Here is a 24,407-nt window from a genome sequence, read left to right as displayed (position 1 = left end):
GAGCACGCCGACCCGGGCTGCCGCGCCCACCACTCCCGGTCGCACGCCACGGCCACACAACACCGGTCCGTGGGTAGCGCATAAAGATGGGCCGACGGCCCCACGAGGGGGAACATCCCCCGGAGGGGAATGCACGACCAAGTCCGTCGGCCCAATACCGGCCAGCACATCGGCGCGAACGCCGAGAGAGGCACAACACGACCGTAGCGCGCCCATCGGCCGCGATCAACGCACGAGCCGCAGAATGACACCACCCACCGCGCACCCCCGAGGCGAGTTCCCGCCACGCCCCTCATCAACAACGATCGCCTAGGCCGCTCCGTCGTCGGATGCGGCGGGACGCTCGCCATCATCGGCGTCACCCTCGCCGCCGTCGCCGCGCTCCTGCTGATCGTGACGCTCATCGTCGGTCGCTGAACTCACGTCCGCCCGCTCCCCATCCCGCCTCACACGGCGAGGCGCACCCGAGCCGCGTGGACGGCCACGCCGCCGCACCGCCACAGCCCCGCCGCCGGTCAGGGTCTCCAGCTTTCCGGCCACCGTTTCCGCCGCAGTACGGCGCAGCGCCTGTTGCATCCGGGCCGGACTCACCCCCGCCAACCGGCCCGCCCGATCGGCAGGCATCAGCGCGCCCAGCACCGCCAGCGCCACATCCTCGCCCGCCTCAGCCTCGCTCACAGCAGCATCGAGCGCCTCCACCTCCGCCGCCCGGCGCTGTCGCGCCTGCTCCACCGTGCCGCTCGCGCCGATGACAGCCAACAGCGCGGATTCCTCCGCTTTCTGCTGCTGCCGGAGTGCCTGCATTGCCTCATTGCTCGTCTTGCTAGCCATGCTGTTCAAAGTACCTTCACAACCAGCCTTCCTGCCATTCTCTAGAATGGTTTAAGAGTCGTCCTAAAAAGTTTGACCCTCGTTTAACAATCGTCGCACCATAGGCAGGCTGCACAAACGAGAGCTCACCCCTCCACTACTTCTACGCTTTAGCACACCCCCTGGCATTCAAATGTCGAAAAGGGCCGATCAGCGGCCTACCCTTGGCCGCATGCTCACGGTCACCCGCATCGCGCCCGGGGCCGGGATCACCTACCTGACCCGGCAGGTAGCCACCGGCCGGCACGACTTCCGCCCAGCTCAACCCCACTCCGTCGTCGCCTACCATGCCGACCCGACCGCCCACGGCGAAGCACCCGGCTGGTGGGCCGGGCAAAGCAACGCATTGTTCGGCGTCCACGGCGACGTCACCGAGCAGCAACTACAACGATTGCTCGCCGAGGGAAAGAACCCGGTCACCGGAGAGCAACTTGGCAGGCTGTGGCGGCAATACCAGCCGATGGACGATGATGCCCGCCAAGCTGCCGTCGAAAAAGCGTGGGAAAAGCTGCCGAAGGATGCGTCCTACGAGCAGATCGCCCGCGTATGGCTCAACATTTGGACCGCCCCCGAACGGCGGCCCGTCGCCGGATTCGACGTCACCGTCTCACCGGTGAAAAGCGTCAGCCTGCTGTGGGCTTTCGGCGACGACAGCATCAAGCGGCAGGTGATGGCCGCCCACCACGAAGGGGTCCGCGCCGCCCTGGAACACCTCCGCGCCCACGGCGCCTTCACAAGGTTGGGCGCCAACGGCCTGGTGCAGGTCGACACCGATGGCCTGGCCGCCAGTGTCTGGGACCACCGCATGTCGCGGGAGAAAGACCCGCAACTGCACTCGCACATCATCGTCAGCGCGAAGGTTCGCGTCACCCGCAACGGCCGCCAGGACTGGCTGTCGCTCGACAGCCGCGCCTTCTACCAGGCCAGCATCGCCGCCCGCATCGCCTACGAACGCGCCGTCGAAACCGAACTCGGCCGCCGGCTCGGCATCAGGTTCGCCGCCCGTGAAGGCTCCCCGATCCGCGAGATCATCGGGTTCACGCCGCGCATGCTGGCGCACTACTCCAAGCGCCGCGCCGCGATCGAAGCCGAGATGGACGGGCGGCTGACCGACCCGGCAGCAGGTCGGGAACGCGTACGGGCGGGCCGGTGGCGGCACCGCGCGCAGGACGCCGCCTTGCGTACCCGCCAGCTCAAGGACGGCCCTGAGTCGACCCGCGAGGCCGTGGCCCGCTGGCATCGCGAGGACGAAACCGCCGGTCTGCACACCGCGACTGCGGTCCGGCAGATCGTCGCCGGCACGGTCCGCGATCACATCGACCAAGCCGCGGTTCAGGTCCTGCGTCAGGCCGAACGCACCCAGGTGGATCGGCGTCTGGACCTCGACAGCCTGCAGCAGGCTGCTGTTCGACTCGGGATCCGTGACGATGCGCAGCGCCAGCTCGTCGTTGACGCTGCGGCCCGACGGGTTCCTCACCTGGCGGTCGAGCGGGCCATCCACGAGCTCAGCGCCGAACGGGCAGTGTTCAGCCTCGACCATCTTGAGTTGGCCATCGGCCGGGTCCTGCACGTGCCTGCCGGCACTGCCCGCACCGCGGACTGGCAGCACGTCCAACGCCTCGCCGCCCACGCGGTGCGCACCCACGCCGCTGGTCTACGCGTGTTGACGCCGCCCGCGCTGATGGAGTGGGGCGACACGCTCGTGCGTGGCAGTGACCGGCAGAGCATCTACAGCCGGCACCGCGACCTGCAACTCTCCACCGAACCGGTCCTGTCCGCCGAGAAAGAGCTCATCGCCTACGCCACCCGGCGCGGCGCGACCCCGGCCGCCCGAGCGCTGCTCGACGACGTTGCCGGCGAGCTCGATTTGAGTCCGGAGAAGCGGGAAGCGCTGCTGTTCGCCGTCGGCGACGACCGGCGCGTCACCGGCATCGTCGGCCCGGCTGGCACCGGAAAGACCTATCTGCAGCGGGCCGTCGGCGTTGCCGCGCACCGGGCGAACATCCCGGTGCTCGGCCTGACCGTGTCGCAGAACGCCGCGTACGTGCTCGCCGAAGCCACCCGCGAGGGCGGATCGCCGGGTATTCGCACCGAGAACATCGCCATGTGGCTGCACGCCCAGCACACCCCACCCGACGGCACAATACCGACTGATTGGACATTCGCTCCCGGCCAGTGGGTCATCGTCGACGAGGCGTCGCAAGCCTCCACCCTCGATCTCGTGCGCCTCACCCAGTTGCTTGACGCGGTCGGCGGGAAACTGATCCTGGTCGGTGACCCTGAGCAGATCTCCGCGATCGGGCCCGGCGGCATGTTCCGATACGTCGCCTCGCTCGGCAATACCACCACCCTGACCGAGGTCCGGAGGTTCGCCGAAGCGTGGGAAGGTCCCGCATCGCTGAGGCTGCGCGACGCTGACACCATCGTGCTCGCCGAATACGACCGGCGAGGGCGGATCCTCGGCGGCGACCGACAGCACCTCACCCGGCAGGTCCTCGACGGGTGGGCCGCCGACATCATCCAGGGCCGATCCAGCCTCATCATGGTCGAAACCGAGGCCGAGGCCGCCGATCTCGCCGCCCAAGCTCGGCGCATCCTCATCAGCGCCGGGCTCGTCCAGGACGGTCGTGCGGTCACCCTGGCCAACGGCACCCGCGCCAGCGGCGGCGATCTGATCGTGACCCGGCGCAACAACCGCGACCTCATCGCCGACGACCGGTTCGTCGCCAACCGCGACCAATGGCAGGTCCTCGCCGTGCGCGAGGACGGCGCCGTCCAGGTTCGTCACACCACCACTCAGGCCACCCTCCTGCTGCCAGCCGCGTATGTTGCTGAGCACGTTCAGCTCGCCTACGCCGCCACCGTCGACTCCGCCCAAGGCCGCACCGTCGATGTAGGTCGTGCCCTGGTCGACTCCGCCACCAACCGGGCCCGGCTCTACGTCATGGCCACCCGCGGTCGGCTACTCAACCAGATCGCGGTCATCACCAGCGAGGAACCACCGGAAAGCCACCCGCCGTCGCCGCCCACCGCCGGGATCACGGTGCTCGCCGACATCCTGCGCACCGACACCACCGACCGCTCCGCCACCGAAACCGAACAGACCCTCTGGGCTGACGTCGATGCTCTGAACCGCTGGGGAGCCATCTACGACGACCTCACCGCCCGCGCCGCCACACCCCGCTACACCGCCGTCATCCGCCGCGTGGCCGGCGACACCGTCGCCGCGAACCTGGCCGCAGACCCGGCCATGCCCGCCCTCGCCGTCCGCCTGCAGGGGCTCGCCGCCGCCGGATACGACCCCGAACAGGTCCTCGCCGCCGTCGCCTCCGAACGCGAACTGCACAGCGCCCGCGACACCGCCGCCGTGCTCGCCTGGCGCATCGACAACATCTACCGCGACATCCGGCCCGACCCGACCGTGGCCATCAGCGGCCCCCAAACCGGCACCTACACCGACCGGCTGCCCGACATCGGCGGCGACCTCGGCGCCGCCCTCACCGACGTCGCGGCCATCTGCGACCGCCGTATCGAAGCCCTCGCCGAGAATGCCGCGCAGCACCAGCCCGCCTGGAGCCACGCTCTCGGCCCACTACCCGATGATGTGGTCGGGCGTCGGCGGTGGCTTTCGGGTGCCGCCGTCGTGGCCACCTACCGCGACCGCTACGCAATCACCACCGATGACCCCATCGGCCCGGAACCCTCCGACCGTGACCCCGCACGGTGGGGAGCCTGGCACCGGGCCCAACTCGTCCTCGGCGTCGCCACCCTCTCCGGCAAGATCACCGCCGCTTCCGACACCCAGCTACGGACGCTCATCGAAGCGCGACGCGCCGCCGACCGCGCAGCCCCGCCGTATGTCAGCGGCGAGCTGCGCAACGCCCACACCCGCCTCGTCGCCGCCGAACAGCACCTGCGCGACAGCCGCATCGCCCTCGCCGCCGCCCAGCACCACGCCACCACCATCACCAGTCCGCCACCGACACCGGCCCCGATCTGGCGGCGACCGGCGGCCGCGCGCACCCGCGCCGCCGCCGAGCAGCACTCCGCAGCGGTCGCTTCCCTGCGCGCCCACGTCCTGGTCGACGAACTCAGCACGCGTCTCGATCACGCCCGTGTCCGCGTGACTGCGGCCGCCGATGACGTCGCCGTCCTCGAGGAACGCCACCGCGACTGGAACACCTGGTACCAGCAGGCTCTGCCGATCCGCTACGCCGGCCTGGCCGCCGCCGCAGAATCGACCCGCCGCGCCAGCGCCCTGGCCACCAGCAGCCGGCGTCTCGCCGACGCCGCACGGCAGACCGCCGACCGCGTCCATGCCGTCGACGCCATCCGCCCCAACCGGCACACCAACCCCGTCCGAGAGCAGCTCGCCGACCAGGCAGACGCCAGCCAGCGTCGCCTCGCTGACACCACCGACCCGGATGTGCCGCAGACCGAGACCCCGGATTTGGACATCGGCCATGACTGACCAGTACACGGGCACCTGGCCGTCGCCCGGTGGAGTGCGCTGATGGCTGACTACCGCCTCGCGTTCGTTGACGAAACCGTCATCGAACGCCGCAACCGCACCGGCGTCTACCTCTTCGCCGGCGTCGTCATCGACGGCGCCGGCCTGCCCGACACCATCACCGCCGTCCGCCAGGCCACCGGCAACAACAGCTTCCACGCCACCGACCTGTACCGGCGCGGCTTCCACTCGCGGATCACCGCGCTGCTCGACACCATCACAGAGCACGCCGGCTGGACCTTCTACGTCGCCCAACCGATCGGCCCCCGAGACCGGGAGCAATCCCGACAGCAGGCACTCGTGCGGATGCTGCACCAACTCGATGAACAGAAAGTCCACGACGTCATCGCTGATACCCGGGCCGGCCCTGACGAACAGGCCCAGACCCAGCGGGAAGGCCGCAAAGTCACCGTCGCCGACACACCCGACATCGACACGTACAAGCGGCTCGTCCGCAGCCGGCAGATCAGTGCTCGCATGCGGATGCTGCACCGTGACGACCGGCAGCAGCCGGGCCTGTGGATGGCCGATGCCGCGGCGTGGGCCTTGCAACGCGCCGTCGCCCACGACGACCCGCGATGGTGGGCCCGGATCACCGACACCGCCACCATCATCGACGCGCACACCGGCCGAGAACTGACCGTGACAAGCAACAGGGCCGCTCCACCACAACCTACAAGTGGCGAGCGCGGCCCCGAACACCTGAGCCAGAGTGCTCAAGCATCCTTGTTGTCACGACCATCGTACCCGCAGAGCCGTAGCCCAGCGAACCAGCCGACCGCGCCCATCCACCCGCTCGCCGGCCTGCTGCGCCAGATCGAGGCCGCCGCTACCCACCACAGCCAGCAGCAGATGCTACGCAGCATTCGCGGGCTCAACCGCGTCATCACCGCCGTCGCCGACGCCGTCGACGCCTCCACACAATCTCCGGCATCACGGTCCGCTCCGGCGTCCCAGACACCCGACAGCGAGCCGGAAGCCTCGGCCCCCGCGGTCGACACCGAATTGACCATCGAGTAAGCGGCCGCCGCGAGCCTCCGCTCTTCCCGCCGCGGCGCGGGGGCCGAACTCACCCGACTCGGGCTGCCCGGCGTCAACGAACGGCAACGGCAGCAGGCACTCGCTGTCGCCCGCGACGACGGGCCTTACCCCCGGGAACTGGGACACGGGGTTCGAAGGCAGTATCGATGCCGCGCTGACGCAACGGATCCTGGATCGTGTGATGCCGACCGTACCGGCGACCGGACCCCAGATGGTGGCGACGGACTGGGTACCACGGAGCTCGGCTCGTACGCCAGTACCGCCGGTGGTGTTCTCCAGCCCCGACGCCGGTGAGGGCCCCGGCAGCCCGGCGGGTCTACCATCTCGCCCTCCTATGGCGCGAGGCAGGCGACCCGGTTCCCCTACTCAAGGATCGGGCAGATGAGCCGCGGAACAGCGCTTTGCCTTCGAGATGAGCGACATCGCCACCGGCCTGGCCCAAAGGCGAGCCGATCCACGGCGGCCTCGCTGTGCCGGCCAAACTCCCTCGCTGCTGCAGAGTAGGGCTGCGCGGCTCTCGAAGGTCTATTGATGGTCGGCGAAGTAGGACGTCAGCATCTCGTGACTCCATGACGCCTGGCGAACGTCGCCGCGGGGGCCGAACTCGGTGAACCATGGCTTGATGTCGAGGATGGGGGTGCCGTGGACGGCGTCGAGGTCTTCAACGTGCAGGTCGAGGCCGTCGACCTTGATAAGTCGGCAGCGGGATACACCGAGCCAATTGAGGCGGCGCATGTTGCGGTGCCCGAAGATCCCGACGGCGGGCCAGTCGGGGTTGTCGCGGGCGGCGCGGGCGCCCGGGTGCAGGTCGCTGGGGTCGGTCAGGTGGAACCGGAATACGACTTCCAGGTGGGAGAACTCTTCCAGGCCCTGGGTCGCGTCGGCCGGGAACTTGCTGTCGACGATCCGGATGATGGCCTGGGTGCCGCCCCAATAGTCGTCGGTCGGCTCGGTCCGGCCGCCGATCACGTGGGCGACGGGTTCGACGCTAAACGTTTCCGATGCCATCTGGATCCTTCCGGGATCTTGGTCGGTGGTCGAGGTTCGGCTGGTTACGAGGTGGCGGCCAGGTAGGCGGCGGCGCGGGCGTCGGTATCGGTGACGGCGGGGATGCCCCGGCCGCGGAAGGGGCTCAGGGTTGCGCGGATGTCGGTGGCGACCTGGCGGGTACGTCCGGACCGGACGCCTTGCATCGCGTCGAGCGAGCGGTTCCAGGTGGCGCATGCCTGATCGATCTCGCCGAGGCCGGCGTGGACGGCGCCGAGGTAGCCGAGGGTGACGGCGTGGGTGCGGGTGAACGTGGTGGCTTTACGAGTACGGACGCTGCGCCGGAACTGGCTGATGGCACCTTGGAAATCGCCGGTGTCGCGCAGCGCGCACGCGGTCTCGTGGGCCAGGCTCGCCTCTCCGAAGAAGAACACCCGGCCCGGTTCGTCGTCGCCGGGCTGCGCGTCGGCGAGGTCGGTCTCGGCTTGCAGCAGCGTGGTGGCGGCCTTCTTGCTGTCGCCGCAGACAGCCAGTGCTCGGGCGTGCACGACGCCGAGCAGCGCTTTTTCGCGGTGGCTGGCGTCGGTGTAACGGCGGCCGTCGACAGAGGCTTCGGCCAGGTCGTGGGCTTGCCGGTAGTGGCCGAGGTCGACGGCCTGATGCGCCATCGCCCGCAGGACGTGTCCGGCCATGGTCGCCTCGTCGGCCTCGGCGGCGAGTTTGACCGCCACTCGGAAGTGATTCTGCGCGATGGCGTGTTCGGCATTGTCGAACGCCATCCATCCGGATAGGTAGGCCAGTTCGCTGGCGGCCACGAACATGTCGCGGCGTACCTGGTCGTCGGCGAACCGGCCGTGCAGGTATCCGGCTACGTCGTCGGTCAGGTACTGCACGACGGCGGTGCGGCCGTGGCCGCCGCCGCGTTTCTGGTCGACGTGCGAGAACAGTTGGACCATGTCGCGGACCGCGTCGACGTCGGAGTGGCCGATCGCCCGTCCGGCCGGTGTGTGGCGGTCGCGGCCGATTCGGCCCATGTCGTCCCACCATGATCGGCGCGGCAGGCCGAGGGCGGCGACGGAGAACACCGCGGCGTTGAGCAGGCGCCGGCGTTCGATGTCCACATCACACCTTCCGAGATCGGTGAGCTCGACCAGCGTATCGGCATCCCACCCGCGCACGCCCCGAAAGGATGACGCGTCCAGCCCGATCTGTTCCGGGGTGATGGTACGGCCGAGCTTGCGGCCGAGAGTCTCACACAACAGCAGTGGCGCGCGCCCGCTCGGTTTCACCCCGGCGACCCATTTCGACACGTGTGACCGGCCGACACCGGCGAACTCGGCCGCGCCGGTTTCGGCTGCTACCCGGACGAATGCGCGAGCTGCCTGCCCATGCGACATCCCGGCCTCGGCGAGGACCGCTGCGAGTTTCTCGTTACCTGTTGCGCTTTGTGGCACGGTGCACACCCCCGCCCGTTCGGTGATCTTTCACCGCCTTCACCGGTTTCGAGGCCTGCCAGCGTATCGGAGTTCGACCGATCCGGGGTTCGCTGAAAGTTCTCATATCGAGTGACAACCGCGCCTGACGGCATCGATGAACGGTCATGCCGGACGGCGTAGGGAGGGAGGCTCGCATGGACTCGTTCGATACCCGCCTGCCGGATGTCGGTGACATGCCGATGGGCGGGCGGGTGGACACGATCGCGCCGCTGCGGATATCGCCGCGCCGGGTGCCGCCCACCGGCATGAGCGCGGGAATGACGTTGGACGACCAGTGGCATGCGCGGAGTGTGCGTACCGATGCGCGGGCGGCGACCCGAGGTGACATCCTGCCGCCAGGCCTGGTGGACGAGACCCGGTATCCGCGGTATTTCAGCCGGGCTGCCGGGCCCTATCTGTGGGATTTGGCGGGCACGCGGTACGTCGATTTTAATCTCGGCTACGGGCCAGTGGTGCTCGGGCATGCCGATGACCGGGTGATTGAGGCGGTGACGGCGGAACTGCGTAACGGTAACTGCATCGCCCCGTTGTGGAGCTGTCGCCAGGGTGAGTTGACTGAGCTGCTGGTCTCGCTGGTGCCCGGTGCGGAGCTGGCGTACCTGTTGAAGACGGGGTCGGATGCGACCAGCTGTGCGGTCAGGTTGTGCCGGATCTTCACCGGCCGGGAGAAGGTGCTCCGCTGGGGCTACAACGGCTGGCACGACTGGGCCGCGGGCATCCCGGCAGGTGTCCCGGCGGCGACCCGCGCCGACACGCTGCTGTTCGACTACCACGACCTGAGCACGCTGCGTGACGCGTTTGCCCAGCACCGCGGTCAGGTGGCGTGTGTGCTGATGATGCCGTTCGGCGATGAAGCGGTTCCCGAGGGCCATCTGCAGGAGGTCCGCCGGATCGCTCACGAGCACGGGGCGTTGTTTGTGTTGGACGAGATGCGCTCGGGGTTCCGGCTCGCTCTGGCCGGGGTGCAGGGGCTGCTGGGCGTCCAGGCGGATGTCAGTACGTTCAGCAAAGCCATGGCCAACGGTCATCCGATCTCGGCGGTCGTCGGACGCGGCGACGTGCTGTCCTGTCTGGGGCGCACCCGGATCTCGTCGACGTTCTACGCCGATCCCGCGCCGATGGCCGCTGCCCTCGCGACCATCGCGATTCTGCGCGACACCGACGCGCTGCAGCGGTTGTGGAAGGCCGGCACCGCTTTTCAGCAAAGCCTGTCGGCGCTGGTCGACCGGCACGGCGTGCCGGCGCGGGTGGTCGGGTATCCGCCGATGCCGTTCCTGCGGTTCACCGATCCCGATCCGGTCCGGTGTCAGCGGCTGAGTGCGGCTTTCGCCGCCGCGGCGGCATCCGGCGGGGTGTTGCTGCATCCGAACCATCAGTGGTTCGTGTCGGCCGCGCACACCCGCGAGGACATCGAGTTCGCGGTGCACGCCTGCGACCAGGCGCTGGCCTCACTCGCCCCGGCACTCGCGACGCAAGCCACCTGACCGGAGCCCAACGCTGCACATCCCGCGGGCGAGTTGTGCGTCTGCCCGCGGCGACCTGATTCCCGAGGGCGGCCCACGGATTCGTTTCGTGACTTCACCGGTGTGGTCGGCCCGCTACGACTTCATGGAGGCACAGGTGACGACAATGAGGATGATCGCGCCGTCCGAGACGGAGCAATGGACCCGCACGCAGCTGCGCACGCTGTTCGCCGAGCGGCCGATCCCGCCGGACGAGCTGCTGGAACATCTTGAGGTGTTCATGCGCCCGCAGCGCATCAACGAGATCCTGACGCTCGACTGGCTCTATCAGCAGATCCTCGGCGTCCACGGGATCATCGTCGAGTTCGGGGTCCGCTGGGGCCGGCACCTGTCGGTGTTCAACGCGCTGCGGGCCCGCCACGAACCGACCAACTTCTACCGCACGATCGTGGGGTTCGATACCTTCGCCGGGTTCTGCGAGCCGGCCGTGCAGGACGGCGACTCCGATCGGGTGTTCGCGGGCAGCATGAGCGTCACGCCCGGCTACCGGCACTACCTGGAGCAGATCCTTACGCTGCACGAGGCCGAGACACCGATGGGGCACATCAAACGGTTCGAGTTGTGCCAGGGCGACGCCCCGCAGCAGCTGTCCGCCTACCTGCAACGCCACCCGGAGACGATCGTCGCGCTCGCCTACTTCGACATGGACCTGCACGACCCCACCCGCGACTGCATCGAGTTGCTGCGCCCGCACATGCCGGTCGGGAGTGTGCTGGCCTTCGATGAGCTCGGGCATCCGGACTTCCCCGGCGAGACCGTCGCCCTCAAGAACGTGCTGGACATCAGCGGGCACCGTATCCAGCGGCTGCCGCAGTCGCCTTATCCGGCGTTCGTGGTGCTCTGATGAGCGCCCTGACCTCGGTGTTGCGGTGGGCCGCCGGCGCCGACATCACCCTGACGGACCCCGACTTCGACGACCAGCAGCTGCTCTACCTGATCGATCAGCACGCGCTCGCCGGCCGGCTGCTGCGCCGTCTTCCCGCCGGGCCGCAATGGCTGCGCTACCGGCTCGGCGTGCCCGTGGCGCAGCAGTTTGCCGATACCCTCACCCGTGCTGCCGCCCACATCCGGGCGATCGATGACATCGTGGCCGCGCTCGGCGACCAGCCGCCGCCGATCCTGGTGAAGGGGATGGCGACCGGTCTGCTCACCGGTGATGAGCACCTGCTGCGCTGCGGGGACATCGACCTGGTCTGCGCGGACGGCGCCTCGCTGATCGAGGTGCTGACCGGGCTCGGCTACCAGCGCACCCGGCAGCCGTTCCTGCATGAGTTGGGCGAGTTGACCCGCGACGGCATCGAGATCGACGTCCACGCCTACCTACCGGTCCCGGCCTACGGGGCGGTCGGCTGCACCGACTTCTCTTCGCCCGAGCACGGTGAGACGTGGCGTCAGCCGCGCCGTCCCAGCGCGATGAACCCGATCCGGCACGACCGGCTGGCCGACGGCGGCGCCGTCACGGTAGGCCGGGTGAGCGTTGCGGACCCCTGCCTGCTGGCGATCGTGCTGTGCGCCCACGCCTTCCTGAACTTCACCAACATGTGGTCGCTGTCGCATCGCGCCAAGCCGTGCGTCAAACTGGCCGAACTCGCCGACCTGCACGACCTTGTCCGGCACAAGGACTTCGATCCGGCCCGGTTCGCCGCGCTGGTCGACGACCTGGACGCGCACGACGCGGTGCGATGGGCGGGCTGGGCGTCGACCACACTGCTCGGCAGCAACCCGCTGCCGGTGCCAGCCGGAACCGAGCCGTTCCCCCGCTGCCTCTGGTGGGACTTCTGGGCGCACATTCCGGCCGACCGTGAGGCGCTGCTGCTGCCCGGCTGGTTCGACCTGTCCGCCGTTAGCGCGCTCGCCGACCGGATCGAGCTGGATAGCGGCCGGCACGCACCGGCGTGGAGCGTCGAGGTCTACCGCGACGAACGGCAGGCCACCGTCACTGTCGGCCTGCCGCAGCGCACCGACGCGGCGACCGAACGCGGCCGGGTCGACTTCGGCACGATCGGCACCGAGTGGGTCCTGTCCGGCGGCGAGCTGACCGCGGTCGGTGGCCACCACGCCATCGCGCTGCTTCCCGGGCGCCGGGTTCGCCTGTGCTACCACCTCGCCGACACAACGGCGCAGGTGCTGGTGGGGGTGGCCGAGCAGGATGCCGCCGGGACGCTGTTGTCGGCCGTGCTGCTGCCCGCCGTGCTGCTGTCACGGATTCCGGTGGGTGCCCGATGATCAGCGTCGTCGCCCCTGCCGGGTATCGCTGGGATCCGACCGGCCGGGTCGCGGCCGGCATCCGGGACCTGATCGGCGAGCGGCTGGCCGCGCGCCCACCGCATGCCGCCGTGGTGGTGGACCGGCTGTTGCACCTCACCGGCGATTACCGTCTCGCCGCCCTCTTCCTGCGGCCAGACACGCCCGACAGCATCGTCCGACTGTGTGAACGGCTCGCGGCCACCGCGGACCCCCACGATCGGGCGCGGCTTCAGCACGAACTCGGGCGGCAGCGATTCGCCCGGCCCGGCACCGCGACGGTGGTGCTCGCCGGCGATCTCGAGCAGGTGCTGACGGCCCCCGATGGCACCACCTGCGCCTACGTGCCTGACCCCACTCAGCAGGACACCGTCCGGGCACTGCTGCACGACTTCGGCACCGGGCTGTCTGAGTTTGTGGAAAGCCAGCACGAGGTGCCCGGCCCGAACGCTCGCATCCGGCAAGGCATCGTCAAATCCTGGTACCTGCCCGATGGCACCCGTGTCGTCAGCAAACGTGCCAATCCCGCCAAACCCGGCCGGTTCGCCCGGGAGCAACGGGCCTACCACGACCTCGCGACCCGGCTTGCCGGGTCGGTCACCTTCGGCCGTTCCCGGCAGCTTCAACTCGCGCCGTTGCTCGCCACCATCCGCGACGGCACGACTGGCCGCGTCTACGCCATCTGGCGCTGGGTCCCCGGGAACACCGTCGAGGCGATGCTGACGGCTCCCGGCGACCACCGGCCGCTGCTGCACGACTACCGCGACCTGATGGACGCGCTACTCGACCGCGGTGTCCTCTGGGGCGACCTGAGCCCCCGCAACATCCTCGTGCACGGCGGCACTTACCATCTCGTCGACTTCGAGAAGACCCACGTCATCGACGACATCCCGGTGCCGCATCCGCAACGGGTGGCTTACTGCCGCGGCCAAGTCGGGATCGAGGAGCTCGGCGTGCTGTGCCCGCCGGAGGAACTGCGAGCGTGCCTGTACGGCTACTTCGACCCCGACAGCTGGCATCTCAACGACTCGGGCCCGGTGCCGTTCCCGCCGCGCCCGGAAGTGACGGCGGTCCTGGCCGGGCGCGGCATCACCACCCCGGGCCTGGGCGAATACAACCGAGTCGACCGGCAGATCTGGCAGGTCCGAGCCCCGGACCGTGACCCCCTCTCAGGGAAGATCCGCTATCCGGGCCTGGTCAACTTCCGGGTCGAGCACTACCTCAGCTGCGCCGGACATGACGATCCCGGCGACTACGACCGCAAGGCCACCGAGATTCTGATCGCGGCCCGCGAGCACGGCTGTTTCGACGCCACGGTGCACGCGCTCACCGTGTTCGTCGACGAAGTGGAACGGCAATTCGTCACCGCCGAGGTCGCCGATCTTCTGGCCGGCAACGACACTGAGCCCGTAACCCCGCCATACGCGGCGATCCGCGCTTTCACCGACTGCATCGACGTCCTCGATGCCGCCCGCCCGGATCCCGGCCGGTTTCAGGCAGCCTGCGCCACGCTGCTCAAGGAACTGCCATGACAGCCCCGCCACTGCCGACGTCGGTACGGGTGCTCACCGATCAGGTCGTCCGTGTTGGCCCGATCATGCTGCGTATCGCCAGCGACGTGCCCGACTTCCCCGCACTGAACTACTTCAGCCGCACCGCGTGGATGCCCACCGGAACCACCGCGGACCTGGAACTGCTGTGCCTGTCACACACCGATCCTGGCCTGCCCTCCGACAGCACCGCCCGCGCCCGCAATTTTGCTTCCGGCTACTACGTGACCGACCACTTCGGGCCCCCGGTGCGCATGTCCACCATCGGCAACCGGATCGTGCTCACCGGCGACCACCTGGAACACCTCGTCTGGCCGTACATCATCAAATACCTGCTCCTGCGGCACACCACCACCGCTGGCGGGCTCTTCCTCAAAGCCGCCGCCCTCGCCGTCAACAACGCGGCGACACTGATCATCGGACGCGGCAGCGCCGGCAAAACCGTCCTGCTCACCGGGCTGTGCCGAGCAGGCGCGACGTTCATCACCAACTCGCATACCCTGCTGCGCTCCGGCGGCACGATCGAGGGCGTCGCGAGCACCATGCGGATACGACCCGGCCCTTGGCTCGACCAGAGCGGCCTGATCGCGGCGGCGGCCCTCGACCAGGCCGAACGGCTGATCGACCCCCACGACGCGTTCACCCACCACGCCCACGCCCCGATGCCGCTGCGCGCCATCTGGATCGCCGACTTCCGCACCCCACACGAACACGACGTGCAACGCCTCTCCCCGAGCGAGGCGTTCGGCGTCGTCGAACAATTCGCCTTCGGCCTCAACGTCTACCGGCTCGAAGAAGACCTCCTCGACCTGTGCGGTGGCGACTACCTCACCTTCTCCCGCACCCACGCCCGAATGCGAGCCCGGCTGCACCGGATGGTCAACGACTGCCAGACCTACCGCGTGCGCTCCGACGTCCAATCCGGCACCCACCGCGACCGGCTCCTGCACCTACTCTGCGACGGAGGAACCCCGTGAACGGCGTCATCATCGGCTACGGCACCATCGCGGCCGGCCACACCATCGGCTACCAGCGCACCCCCGGCATCGACGTGGTCGCGGTCGTCGACCCGACCCCGGCCCGCGCCGCCGCCGCCCGCTCCGTCGGCCTGCGCGCCTACACCACCTTCGACCAGATGCTCGACCACGAAACCCCGGACTTCATCGACATCTGCACCCCGCCGAACACCCACGCCGACTACATCGGCCTCGGACTGCACCACGACCTGCATGTCCTCTGCGAAAAGCCGGTGCTGATGCCGCACGACGGCCACTACGACCACCTACTCGACCAGATCACCGCCGCCGACAAGGTGTTCTACCCCTGCCACAACTACAAGTTCGCCCCCATCCTGGCCACGATGCAGCAGGTCGTGCACGACCCCGACTTCGGCGACGTACTCGGCGCCCGGTTCCGTACCCTGCGCCGCGGCCACGCCGTCGGCGTCGGCGAATGGAACCCGCACTGGCGCCGCGACCCGCTCATCGCCGGCGGCGGCATCCTGCGCGACCACGGCCCGCACAGCGTCTACCTGGCCACCCACCTAACCGGCCGCACACCCCTCGCGGTGTCCTGCCTGACCGGCAACATGCGCCACGACCACCACACCGACACCGAGGACACCGCGAAGCTGATCATCCGCTGCGACGGTGATGTCTCGATCGAACTCGACGTCACCTGGGCGGCCGGCTACCGCAACAGCTACTACTCGATCATCGGCAGCGCAGGCACCGTCACGGTGGAGAACAACGACGTCCAATACAGCCTCGGCGGCAACCTGCATCACGACACCCTGCCCTCGAACTTCGACGACCCCCAGCACAGCGACTGGTTCGCCGCAATGTTCGCCGACTTCCTCGTCAAGACCCAGCATCCCGAACAGGCAGCGCCCCTGCTGGCCGAAACACTGACGACATCGCTGGTGATCGACGCCGCCTACACCTCCGCAGCCGCCGAAGGCCGCTGGGTCGAACTCCAGCCTTGTCAGCAACTCCTCGCGGGCGCCAGCCGATGACCGCCCCGGGACTGAGCAGCGGTCCGACACCGCTCAACGTCATCCGTCAGTGGCTGAACAACCGGGCCGGCGCGCGTGTCGTGCTGGCCACCGGATGCTTCGACCTGCTGCACGCCGGACACCTGTACTTCCTGCAACAGGCGCACCGGCTCGGCGATCTACTGATCGTCGGTGTCAACAGCGACCAGTCGGTCCGCGAACTCAAAGGCCCTGACCGGCCCATCATCGGTGAACACGAACGCGCAGCCCTCGTCGCCGCCCTTCGATGGGTAGACCGCGTGTTCCTCTACGACGAACCCGCCGCCGACACCCAGATCCGCATCCTGCGCCCCAACGTTTTCGTCATCGGCCGCGAGAGCCTCACCGCGTACCCGAGCGAGCTGACCGCGGCCGAGGCGGTCAGCGCACACGTGCACGTGACCGACCGCATCCACTCCTACTCAACGACCTCGATCGTCGACACGCTACGAGCACACCAGTGACCGGCAGAGTCATCGCCACCGGCACTGCCGGATGGATCCCCGTACCGCATCTGATGGAGGTAGTCCGCGCCGACACACACCCACCGCCGGAGATCACCACGGCCGCGTTCGGGCTCGTATGCGACGCCCGAGGCCACGTGCTGCTGACACACGTCAATCTACCCGGCCGCAGCTGGGACGTGCCCGGCGGCCACATCGACGCCGGCGAAAACGCCCGGCAGGCCGCCGCGAGAGAAATCATCGAGGAAACGGGATTGCTCGTGCCTGCCGACGCGCTGACGCTGCTCGGATGGCAACGCTTCACGCTGCATCAACGGCCGCCCGCCAGCTATCCATACCCGTTCCCGGTGTCGTACACACTGATGTTCACCACACGCACCAACTCCAACCGCCCACCGCTGAATCCGCCCCCGGACTCAGAGTGCGGACCCGCAGGCTGGTTCACCCGCACCCAGGCCCGGCAGCAGTGCGCCACCTGCACCTGGCTGCCCTTCCTCGCCGAGCTGACCGAAGACTGATGCGCCGGCGAACGCTACAAACCTTGAACGGAGGCGCTCCCCAACGGCTCGAAACCCTCCGGTAGCGGGATCCCGAAACGCTGGCACAGCAACGTCACATCGTGGAAGTCGACCGGGCGCGCCGGATAGCCCGTGTGCCAGCGCACTGCCCACTCGGCAGCCTCGCACCGCACCTCAACCCCCGCAATCGAACCACGCCCAGCAAGCGCTTCAGCAGGGAAAGGACCGCCCTCGGTCACCGATCCGTAATGCAAGGAACCGTCCGGGAGCGGCTCATACAGATGCAGGTCCACCCGCAACCGGTCACCATCATGCAGGACGAAGTTCCACGGTCGGTCACCCGGCCATGGAAAGATCTGACTGACGCCGACTTTCACAAACGCGCGAAACAAGCCTTCGAGATGCGCAATCGGCGCCCACATGTCAAGGTCAGAGTGCTCCCGTGTCTGCTCCCCGAGTAGCGCGTCCACGGCCCAACCGCCGCCAACACACGCATCGACGCCATGGGCGGCAAGTTGCTCCACGAGCCTGACCGCATCTTCGGCTGACATCGAATACCGGCTCACCGCACCAGACTAGAGGCCAGCACGTCTTATCTCGTTGGAAGGGGCTTTAGAGGTTCAGTCCCTTGAAAGCCTTACTCTGGGAACTTCGACACTGGTTTATGCGGCCTTTTGATCCAGTGTTCGGTCTGTTCCGTAGCACCGACAGCCGCGGCTGCTGGCGGGCCTTCGGCACTGTGCTATTGGGGTGAGACTGTGTGTGCGACGATGCGCCGCGTGCCACCATGAACCTGCGGCGCCAGGCGGACGGCTGGTCTGTATCGCAACAGCGTTTCGCCGATCGCCACCGGGAGCTGCGCCGGACGAAGGTGCAGCAGCACCGTGTCGGCGCTGCCGGAACTCGGGCGGCAAGAAGATCACCGCTGCGCGAGTAGCTCTTCCATCGCTTGACGAGCCGAATCGATCATGACCGGTTGGACCTGACCTGCCGACGGTGTTGCGCCCGCAATCGCGGTCACGGTGATCTCGATGTTGAGGTTGCCGTCGTAGGCCGACAGTTGCTGGCCCACGTTCGGATCGGCACGCACGTAGGCGCCGGATCCGAGGCCGGCGACGGAAACCACAGGTGCGTCGAACCGCGTCCTGGCCGTGGTGGGTTGAGCGAGGTCCAGGCGCAGGACGAAGGCCGTGAGGTTCCTGCCGGGCACCCCGTACCCCGACTCGCGCTCGCAAAGCTGCCAGGTTCCCTGCGGGCCGGTGTGCGTTCGCGGTGGGGCGAACGAGCCGCCGTCGGGTCCGAGCACCGCCGCGATGTGTTCGTGGTCCAGCAGCGCGCAGGGTTGCGCCACGGCTTGGAAGGTTCGCGGTTCTTCCGCCGGCGTGGAACCGGTGCTCGTGCTCGCGGGCGTGCTCGCCTAGTCGAGTGTCGTCCTGGTGTCAGCAGCGGAGGTGTCTCGGTGGCATGCGGCCGCGAGCAGGCACGCTGCAGTCAGCAGTGCGAGAGTTCTGCGCACACGGCGCGCCGGGGCGGGGCGGTGGCTCGAACGCGACGACGATGCACGGTGTTCCTTTCGACGGAGATGGCGCTCTCGGCAGTCCGGGGATGCGGAGATCCGCTACGCGGCGGTGCTCAGCGCCTTGGTGATGTGCACGATCAAGGCGACAGCCTCAGAGCTCACCCCTGTCGGCGGGTGCCGCAGGAGGCGCTGGGCTTCGGTGATGAGCCGGGGCCGGAGGTCCTCGATGAGGCGTAGCCCTTCGGCAGTCGGGTGCAGCAGGATCCGCCGGTGGTCCTCCTCGTGGCGTCCGCGGCGGATCAGGCCGCGGTTCTCCAGGCCGTTGGCGCAGATCGAGACGGCGCCTTTGGTCAAGCAGGAGATTGCGGCGACGGTGCGGGTGTCGATGGGGCGGCGGCTGACGGACAGGTGCAGGACGTCGTAGCTGCTCCAGGTCAGCTCGACGTCGCTCAAGACGACGCGTTCCAACTCCCGCCGGACGAGGTTGCTGGCCCGGCACATCGCCGTGATGCCGCGCAATGTGGCGGGGTCGGCTGGGGCTTCTGGCGAGTTGGCGTCGGTGTCACGGTCGGTGGTCACCTGGGGCTCCGTCCTGGATTGAAGTGGTCTTTTCCGACGGCTGGCTCGGTGAGCCGGAGGGAGATTTCTCGGCTTACGCGCGCCGCGGTACATGGGCCACGGCATTCGTCGACTCGCGCTCAGGGGAGCGCCGTCTTGGCGGCGAGGTCATGGTTGTCGGCGGGATCGGCGCGTGTTCCCGTTGCTTCGCCTGCTGATCGCCGCAGTGTGCCGTGAGATGGCGGCTGTGTCTCTGCGGAGGACTCGGCTGTGGCGTGCGGGCCGGTCGGTCATCGCGACGTTCAGTCGCATCGTGAATCCCTGCCCACCGGGCAGCGTGCCCTCCGGGATGATTCTGGTGGCTCGTCGGAGTGACTCTCTGGATAACGGGTGCCGGGCAGGGCAGAATGAGTCCTCAAGGAGATGAGTTTTGCCGGTATTCTCATTCGCTTTTCCCTAACGGTGCGCCCACTTTCTTCATGAAGTCGACAGGGTTTGTTGCGTTGTAGGACCTCAGTTGGCAGCGAGTTTTGCCGCAGCTGACATCAAGGTGGACTTCGTAGTGAAGATGAGGCCCGGAGGAATGGCCGCTGCTGCCGGTTAGGCCGATCGGGTCTCCCGCTTGGACCTGCTGTCCATACTTGACTGATGGACGTCTGACCATGTGGCAGTAGCGGGTGGCGACATCCCCGGCGTGCAGGATTTCCACGAACCAGCCGCAGCCTTTGGTGGTGTCGGGGTTGCCGTCGATGTTGCAGTTGCCGGTGGAGCCGTCGCAGTCGGCGTAGACGACTTTGCCGGCGGCGGCGGCGCGGATGACGTCGTTGCGGTCGGAGCCGAGGTCGACGCCTTGGTGGGTGGGACGCTCGGAGGTGCGGAAGCCCGAAACGATGCCGTCGGGCACCGGTTGGGTCCAGCCGCCGGCCGAGACCGCCGCAGGCGTGCCGCAGTCGGCGAGGCTGGCGCCGGGCAGGTCGGTGATGGAGGCGGCGCCGGTCACGGCGGCGACGACATCTTCGGCGTCGTTCTCGAAGTCCGCGTACCGGTCGGGGAAGGCTGAGCGCTGCACTTTCTGAGCGGCGACCGTCAATGGCAGCGTCTCCCAGTTCTTGACCTTGACCAGGGCGTTGTAGAACTTGGTGGACGTGTACACCGGGTCGATGAGTTGCTGCGGTGTTCCCCAGCCCTGGCTCGGGCGCTGCTGGAACAGGCCGACGCTGTCGTGGTCGGTGACCTTGCTGGTGTTGATCAGCCGTGATTCGGTCATCGCGGTGGCCACGGCGATGACCCAGCCGCGGGCCGGGATCTGCTTCTGCTGGCCGACGGCGACGATGATCGCGGCGTTGTCGACGGCGGCCGAGTTCCAAGTGCCGACGGCGCCGACGTGGCGACGGATGCTCGCCTGACCGGACGCGGTGACTGTGGCGCAGCTGGCTTCGGCGGGTTCGTCGCCGGTGGCCACCAGAATGCCGGCCACACACAGCAGCAGCGGCAGCACCGCGAGCACCGCAATCCATGTGATCGTCTTCATGACGGCTCCGGCACAGGATCGGCTGTCGCCACGAGCCACCGGCCGTCGTCGGCGACGACTGTGACTCGGATCGGGCCGGCGTCGGTGGGTACGTCGACGACCACGGCGTCGGTCGTCGCAGACACGACCCGGGGTGCGCCGGTCAGTGTGGTGGCGGGGACATTGGCCGGGTCCGTGTCCCCGAGCAGCGGTGTGTAGGCCGGGAGGACCAGCGGCTGCAGGGCCGCATGCCAGGTCGCCTGGTCCAGGTTCGGCCGGGCCCACGCCTGCACGTAGCCGGTCGCGGCGTCAACCGCGGCCGGGGCCGGTGGGGCGCTGGACGTGGGCCCGGGGCCGTCGTCGTGGTCGTGGTGGTCCTCGTCGACCGAGTAGGCGGTGTTGGTCGCTGGTGTGGCGGCCGGTACGGGTTGCGGAGCATCCGGGCTACAGCCGGCCGCAGCCAGCAAGGTCACGATCAGCCCTGCCGCCTGCGGCAGTAGGGTCCTCATCGTGGTTCCTGCGGCTTGTCCATGGCGCCGAGGGCGTCGTTGACGATGCCGGCCATGCCGCGCAGGTGATGGTGCAGGTTGACGAGGGCTGCCGTCCGTTCCTGGGGTGTGGCGGCCAGGTGCGCGTCGAGCATGGTGGCTCTGGCGGTCATCGCTCGGGCGCTGAGGGTGCGCAGCGTGGCGAAGTACCGGTCGTCGGTGTTCGTCACCGGCAGACTAAGGTCCCCGGCGATTCGGTGATCTCCGCGCCGAGTGCGGGCGTCGGAACTGTCCGCGTCGGCTGACGTCGTCGTGCTGGTGATGGTCATCAGGCGTCCATCTCCGGGTCGTTGGGGTAAGCCGCGTCGTAGTCGCCGTCGACTTCCCCGTCGATCTGCTGTTCCAGGCGCCGCTGGCGTTCCTCCTCGTCCACGTGCTGTGTGTCGGTGTCGTCGGCGGGGTCGAGGTAGTAGTCGGGATCGGGCACGGCTTCCTCCGTCGTCTCGCTGTCGGGTTCGAGTTCCTCTTCGCCGGCGATCCGCTGGTTGAGGTTCTTGATGTCGTTGCCGATCAGCCGCAGGGTCGCGTTGAAGCGGTCCCAGTCGGCCTCTGATGTGACCGGCGCCGGTTGGCTGCTCATGACGCCCCCTCACTCGGTCGCCCGGCATCCGCGGTTCGCGGCCGGCCGACCAGATCGACGTTGGCGACCGTCATCGCGTTGTCCGCCCAGTCATCTGGCCAGTGCAGATCGAGGTTGTGGTCGGCGTGCTCGCCGTTGCGGCAGCGGGTGAACTCGTCCCAGTCGCGCAGCCGGGCCCTGCTACGGGCGAAGCGTTCTTGCCAGATCAGCGGCTCGTCGCTGCGAGCATGGTCGTCGTAGGCGGCGTGCCAGCCGGCCGCAAGAGCGGTCAGTTCCTCGATCAGCGGGCCGTGCCGGTACCAGCAGGCGGGAATCTCTTCGGCGATCTCGTACCGGTCGACGAGCCAGCCGACCCAGTCGATCAGCCACGCCCACACCTGTGCGGCCGCGTCCCGATCCAGATCGGACCAGCGCACCGGCCACGGCATCCCCGCCGGTGCCTTGCGGGATCCGCTACCACCGGCAGCGGAGCGGGCGACGGCGTCTCGCAGTTCCAGGTGCTGCTGGTGCAGCGTGTCGACGGCGTCCGTGAGCCGGTCCAGGCCGGCGGCGAGTTCGGCGATGGCGACCATGTCCGGCGGGGCGTCCGGTGGCAGTTCAAAGTCGTAGCCGCTCATCGGCTGCCGCCCTCGGCCAGCATCCGCCGGAACGCACGGCGGCCTTCTTCGAGCTTGCCTGCGTCGGGGCGTTCGTACCAGGCAGGGATCTTCAGCTCGATCGGCGGCAAGTTGCCGATCAGGGCGATCGCCCGTCCCTCGTCCAGGGTTCGCAGGTCCGCGAGGTCGAGCAGATTCTCCCGGCGGGCGGATTCGTTGACGCTGGCCCGGCCGCTGCCCCAGGAAGTGCCGGAGGTGATGTCGGTGATTTGCCCAGCCACTGCCTGGGCGTCACGCAGCGCTGCAACGTCGATGGACGCGCCCATTAGCAGCAACGCGTTGGCGGAATCGGAGATGGCCTGGCCGCCCTTGTCGCCCCAGCGCTGGCGCAGCTGATGCCGGTTCTGGGCGAAGACATCGACGGAGATGCCCGAGCCGCCGCCCTCGGACATCAGCGACGGCAGCGACGGGATCGGAGCGATGTTGGCGATCTCGTCGCCGACGAAATACAGGGCGGGTTCGATCCGGTCGCCGTCGCTGCGCACGGCGAGCCGACGCGCCTGATAAAGGATGTCTTCACTGACCGCGGCCATCAGCGGCGCGATCAGCGCCTGCGCGTCACGGGTGCCGACCAGATACAAAGTGCCGGACTCGCGCAGCCACTCGACAGCTTTGAATTCCGTTCCCCGTGGCGGCGAACAGGCCAACAACACGCGCGGGTCGTTGAACGCATCCAACGCGCCGGACACCACCGACTGGATGGTGTCGCGGGCCCGGCCGGTGGTTTCGCGGTGCCGGGTGAGCCGATCAGCCCAGGTGTGCACTCCGTGGTGGCGCAGGATCCGCTCCGGGCGCGCGTTGTTCGGGTTCTGCGACCAGGCGAGAACATCGACCATGGTGGCGTTCTCGTCGAGTGCCGCAGCGTGCAGCAGGCCACGCAGGATCGTCGCGGCCTGGTCGCGGAACCACTTGCCGTTCTCGACTGATTCGTCGCCGATACCGGACCCGTCAGCGAAACCTTGGGCGCGCAACATCGCCACGATCTGGTCCTGGGCGCCCTCGATCGGTGACCACCGCAACCGGGGAACACCAGGAATCTCGCCCTGTGGCTCGAATATATGCGTCGGGCCGATCGTCGATCGATGCTGGTAGGTGATCGACGCGACGTCCAGGCGGGTCGAGGTAGTCAGGACCGCGCCGCGGGCGTCGACGACGGTGGGGATCACCAGGCGGGTGGTCTTGCCGCCGTACCGCGGGACGGCTGCGGCGAACCGGGTGTATTCGAGGGCCAGGTACAGCGGCTCGCCGGACACGGCGTCGTTGCCCAGGAATCGGGCGACCTCGAGGGGGTCGCCGCGCCGGCGTTGTTTGGCGGCGCGGGTGGTGTCGTCGTCGGCTTCGGTGATGGTCAGGCCGGGCCGGACGATGTCGACGCGGGCCAGGACCGCCTTGGCGGTCAGCGACGCGTCGATGTTCTTCTTCCGTGCGAAGCCGGCACGCCTGGCCCTGGGACGGGCGACGCGTGCCAGGCAAAAGAACCAGCCCAGCAGCATGCCGAGCCATAGCACTAGCCACAGCGGGTAGAGCAGCCAGACGGGTGCGACCTCGGCACGGGCCGCGGCGGGCCAGGCCTGCGCCGGGTCACCGAGATGCGCGAGCACCCGGAAGGCGATGCCGGGCGCGTCGGCCGGACCGGAGTCCGGCCAGGCCAGGTGGGCGAGAACTCCGCCGAGCTGGCCGGCCAGCCACAGTGACAGGATCGCCGTGGTGGTGACGGTGATGGTGATGACCAGCAGCACGACCCGGATGTAAATGTCGGCGCGCATATGCCCCTGCTGCGGCGGCCGGTGGCCGGGGGCGG

The 24,407-nt window shown here is 68.6% G+C and carries 22 protein-coding genes; 10 read left to right on the top strand and 12 right to left on the bottom strand.

What is annotated here, in order from left to right:
* Nucleotides 1–309: 309 nt before the first annotated feature.
* The gene (locus J5X75_RS03810; protein ID WP_208465862.1) at nucleotides 310–831 is read right to left on the bottom strand and encodes a hypothetical protein; all 522 of its coding nucleotides are present in this window, start codon (nucleotides 829–831) and stop codon (nucleotides 310–312) included.
* Nucleotides 832–1,042: 211 nt separating this feature from the next.
* On the opposite strand from J5X75_RS03810, the gene mobF reads away from it, so the two are divergent.
* Together mobF and J5X75_RS03800 are read left to right on the top strand one after the other, a co-directional pair.
* Nucleotides 1,043–5,341 (top strand): MobF family relaxase, encoded by a 4,299-nt coding sequence (gene mobF / locus J5X75_RS03805; protein ID WP_208465861.1) that lies wholly within the window; start codon nucleotides 1,043–1,045, stop codon nucleotides 5,339–5,341.
* Nucleotides 5,342–5,383: 42 nt separating this feature from the next.
* Nucleotides 5,384–6,400, top strand: coding sequence for a hypothetical protein (locus J5X75_RS03800; protein WP_208465860.1), 1,017 nt, complete (start codon nucleotides 5,384–5,386; stop codon nucleotides 6,398–6,400).
* Nucleotides 6,401–6,946: 546 nt separating this feature from the next.
* Here the strand turns inward: J5X75_RS03800 and J5X75_RS03795 are convergent.
* Both J5X75_RS03795 and J5X75_RS03790 read right to left on the bottom strand, forming a co-directional pair.
* On the bottom strand, nucleotides 6,947–7,429 hold the full coding sequence (locus J5X75_RS03795) for an SAM-dependent methyltransferase (RefSeq protein ID WP_208465859.1): 483 nt from the start codon (nucleotides 7,427–7,429) through the stop codon (nucleotides 6,947–6,949).
* A 44-nt stretch (nucleotides 7,430–7,473) separates the two neighbouring features.
* A complete protein-coding gene (locus J5X75_RS03790; protein WP_208465858.1) occupies nucleotides 7,474–8,862 on the bottom strand; it encodes an NsdA family TPR-like regulatory protein in 1,389 nt (462 codons plus the stop codon).
* A 176-nt stretch (nucleotides 8,863–9,038) separates the two neighbouring features.
* Here J5X75_RS03790 and J5X75_RS03785 point away from each other — a divergent pair, with 176 nt between their 5' ends.
* The 8 genes from J5X75_RS03785 (at nucleotide 9,039) to J5X75_RS03750 (ending at nucleotide 17,235) form a co-directional block, all read left to right on the top strand.
* Nucleotides 9,039–10,388 carry an aminotransferase class III-fold pyridoxal phosphate-dependent enzyme gene (locus tag J5X75_RS03785; RefSeq protein ID WP_208465857.1) on the top strand — a complete coding sequence of 450 codons (1,350 nt, stop codon included), beginning with the start codon at nucleotides 9,039–9,041 and terminating at the stop codon, nucleotides 10,386–10,388.
* Between the two features lie 88 nt (nucleotides 10,389–10,476).
* Nucleotides 10,477–11,271 (top strand): class I SAM-dependent methyltransferase, encoded by a 795-nt coding sequence (locus J5X75_RS03780; protein ID WP_208465856.1) that lies wholly within the window; start codon nucleotides 10,477–10,479, stop codon nucleotides 11,269–11,271.
* Nucleotides 11,271–12,653, top strand: coding sequence for a nucleotidyltransferase family protein (locus J5X75_RS03775; protein ID WP_208465855.1), 1,383 nt, complete (start codon nucleotides 11,271–11,273; stop codon nucleotides 12,651–12,653). The genes J5X75_RS03780 and J5X75_RS03775 overlap by 1 nt, the downstream gene beginning before the upstream one ends.
* Nucleotides 12,650–14,203, top strand: coding sequence for a BUD32 family EKC/KEOPS complex subunit (locus J5X75_RS03770; RefSeq protein ID WP_208465854.1), 1,554 nt, complete (start codon nucleotides 12,650–12,652; stop codon nucleotides 14,201–14,203). The genes J5X75_RS03775 and J5X75_RS03770 overlap by 4 nt, the downstream gene beginning before the upstream one ends.
* On the top strand, nucleotides 14,200–15,198 hold the full coding sequence (locus J5X75_RS03765; protein WP_208465853.1) for a hypothetical protein: 999 nt from the start codon (nucleotides 14,200–14,202) through the stop codon (nucleotides 15,196–15,198). Before J5X75_RS03770 ends, J5X75_RS03765 begins: the two co-directional genes overlap by 4 nt.
* Nucleotides 15,195–16,235, top strand: a complete 1,041-nt coding sequence (locus J5X75_RS03760; RefSeq protein ID WP_208465852.1) for a Gfo/Idh/MocA family protein — start codon at nucleotides 15,195–15,197, stop codon at nucleotides 16,233–16,235. The genes J5X75_RS03765 and J5X75_RS03760 overlap by 4 nt, the downstream gene beginning before the upstream one ends.
* Complete coding sequence (locus J5X75_RS03755) at nucleotides 16,232–16,717, top strand: adenylyltransferase/cytidyltransferase family protein (RefSeq protein WP_208465851.1); 486 nt, start codon at nucleotides 16,232–16,234, stop codon at nucleotides 16,715–16,717. The genes J5X75_RS03760 and J5X75_RS03755 overlap by 4 nt, the downstream gene beginning before the upstream one ends.
* On the top strand, nucleotides 16,714–17,235 hold the full coding sequence (locus J5X75_RS03750; protein WP_208465850.1) for an NUDIX hydrolase: 522 nt from the start codon (nucleotides 16,714–16,716) through the stop codon (nucleotides 17,233–17,235). Before J5X75_RS03755 ends, J5X75_RS03750 begins: the two co-directional genes overlap by 4 nt.
* A gap of 14 nt (nucleotides 17,236–17,249) precedes the next feature.
* On the opposite strand, the gene J5X75_RS03745 is transcribed toward J5X75_RS03750, so the two are convergent.
* The 9 genes from J5X75_RS03745 to J5X75_RS03705 form a co-directional block, all read right to left on the bottom strand.
* Nucleotides 17,250–17,801, bottom strand: a complete 552-nt coding sequence (locus tag J5X75_RS03745; protein ID WP_307797911.1) for a nucleotidyltransferase domain-containing protein — start codon at nucleotides 17,799–17,801, stop codon at nucleotides 17,250–17,252.
* A 353-nt stretch (nucleotides 17,802–18,154) separates the two neighbouring features.
* Nucleotides 18,155–18,586, bottom strand: coding sequence for a hypothetical protein (locus tag J5X75_RS03740; protein ID WP_208465849.1), 432 nt, complete (start codon nucleotides 18,584–18,586; stop codon nucleotides 18,155–18,157).
* Between the two features lie 267 nt (nucleotides 18,587–18,853).
* Nucleotides 18,854–19,333: a MarR family winged helix-turn-helix transcriptional regulator gene (locus tag J5X75_RS03735; protein WP_208465848.1), complete on the bottom strand. Its 480-nt coding sequence runs from the start codon at nucleotides 19,331–19,333 to the stop codon at nucleotides 18,854–18,856.
* 421 nt (nucleotides 19,334–19,754) lie between these two features.
* Nucleotides 19,755–20,843: a M23 family metallopeptidase gene (locus J5X75_RS03730; RefSeq protein WP_208465847.1), complete on the bottom strand. Its 1,089-nt coding sequence runs from the start codon at nucleotides 20,841–20,843 to the stop codon at nucleotides 19,755–19,757.
* A complete protein-coding gene (locus J5X75_RS03725) occupies nucleotides 20,840–21,331 on the bottom strand; it encodes a hypothetical protein (RefSeq protein WP_208465846.1) in 492 nt (163 codons plus the stop codon). The genes J5X75_RS03730 and J5X75_RS03725 overlap by 4 nt, the downstream gene beginning before the upstream one ends.
* Entirely contained in the window at nucleotides 21,328–21,540 is a 213-nt protein-coding gene (locus J5X75_RS03720) for a hypothetical protein (RefSeq protein ID WP_208465845.1), read from the bottom strand. The genes J5X75_RS03725 and J5X75_RS03720 overlap by 4 nt, the downstream gene beginning before the upstream one ends.
* Before the next feature lie 98 nt (nucleotides 21,541–21,638).
* On the bottom strand, nucleotides 21,639–21,950 hold the full coding sequence (locus J5X75_RS03715) for a hypothetical protein (protein WP_208465844.1): 312 nt from the start codon (nucleotides 21,948–21,950) through the stop codon (nucleotides 21,639–21,641).
* On the bottom strand, nucleotides 21,947–22,567 hold the full coding sequence (locus J5X75_RS03710; protein ID WP_208465843.1) for a hypothetical protein: 621 nt from the start codon (nucleotides 22,565–22,567) through the stop codon (nucleotides 21,947–21,949). The genes J5X75_RS03715 and J5X75_RS03710 overlap by 4 nt, the downstream gene beginning before the upstream one ends.
* Nucleotides 22,564–24,345 (bottom strand): type IV secretory system conjugative DNA transfer family protein, encoded by a 1,782-nt coding sequence (locus J5X75_RS03705; protein ID WP_307797910.1) that lies wholly within the window; start codon nucleotides 24,343–24,345, stop codon nucleotides 22,564–22,566. The genes J5X75_RS03710 and J5X75_RS03705 overlap by 4 nt, the downstream gene beginning before the upstream one ends.
* Nucleotides 24,346–24,407 lie beyond the last annotated feature (62 nt).

The organism is Actinoplanes flavus (genome assembly GCF_017592555.1).
GTDB lineage: Bacteria > Actinomycetota > Actinomycetes > Mycobacteriales > Micromonosporaceae > Actinoplanes > Actinoplanes flavus.
Note: the sequence above shows the minus strand (reverse complement) of the source record. Positions and strands in the feature narration are given on the sequence as shown.

Excerpts from the sequence above, each read along its gene's own strand:
- J5X75_RS03725 (WP_208465846.1), bottom strand. The coding sequence starts at position 21,331 with ATGAGGACCCTACTGCCGCAGGCGGCAGGGCTGATCGTGACCTTGCTG.
- J5X75_RS03715 (WP_208465844.1), bottom strand. The coding sequence starts at position 21,950 with ATGAGCAGCCAACCGGCGCCGGTCACATCAGAGGCCGACTGGGACCGC.
- J5X75_RS03765 (WP_208465853.1), top strand. The coding sequence starts at position 14,200 with ATGACAGCCCCGCCACTGCCGACGTCGGTACGGGTGCTCACCGATCAG.
- J5X75_RS03810 (WP_208465862.1), bottom strand. The coding sequence starts at position 831 with ATGGCTAGCAAGACGAGCAATGAGGCAATGCAGGCACTCCGGCAGCAG.
- J5X75_RS03800 (WP_208465860.1), top strand. The coding sequence starts at position 5,384 with ATGGCTGACTACCGCCTCGCGTTCGTTGACGAAACCGTCATCGAACGC.
- J5X75_RS03710 (WP_208465843.1), bottom strand. The coding sequence starts at position 22,567 with ATGAGCGGCTACGACTTTGAACTGCCACCGGACGCCCCGCCGGACATG.
- J5X75_RS03795 (WP_208465859.1), bottom strand. The coding sequence starts at position 7,429 with ATGGCATCGGAAACGTTTAGCGTCGAACCCGTCGCCCACGTGATCGGC.
- J5X75_RS03775 (WP_208465855.1), top strand. The coding sequence starts at position 11,271 with ATGAGCGCCCTGACCTCGGTGTTGCGGTGGGCCGCCGGCGCCGACATC.
- J5X75_RS03755 (WP_208465851.1), top strand. The coding sequence starts at position 16,232 with ATGACCGCCCCGGGACTGAGCAGCGGTCCGACACCGCTCAACGTCATC.
- mobF (WP_208465861.1), top strand. The coding sequence starts at position 1,043 with ATGCTCACGGTCACCCGCATCGCGCCCGGGGCCGGGATCACCTACCTG.
- J5X75_RS03785 (WP_208465857.1), top strand. The coding sequence starts at position 9,039 with ATGGACTCGTTCGATACCCGCCTGCCGGATGTCGGTGACATGCCGATG.
- J5X75_RS03770 (WP_208465854.1), top strand. The coding sequence starts at position 12,650 with ATGATCAGCGTCGTCGCCCCTGCCGGGTATCGCTGGGATCCGACCGGC.
- J5X75_RS03730 (WP_208465847.1), bottom strand. The coding sequence starts at position 20,843 with ATGAAGACGATCACATGGATTGCGGTGCTCGCGGTGCTGCCGCTGCTG.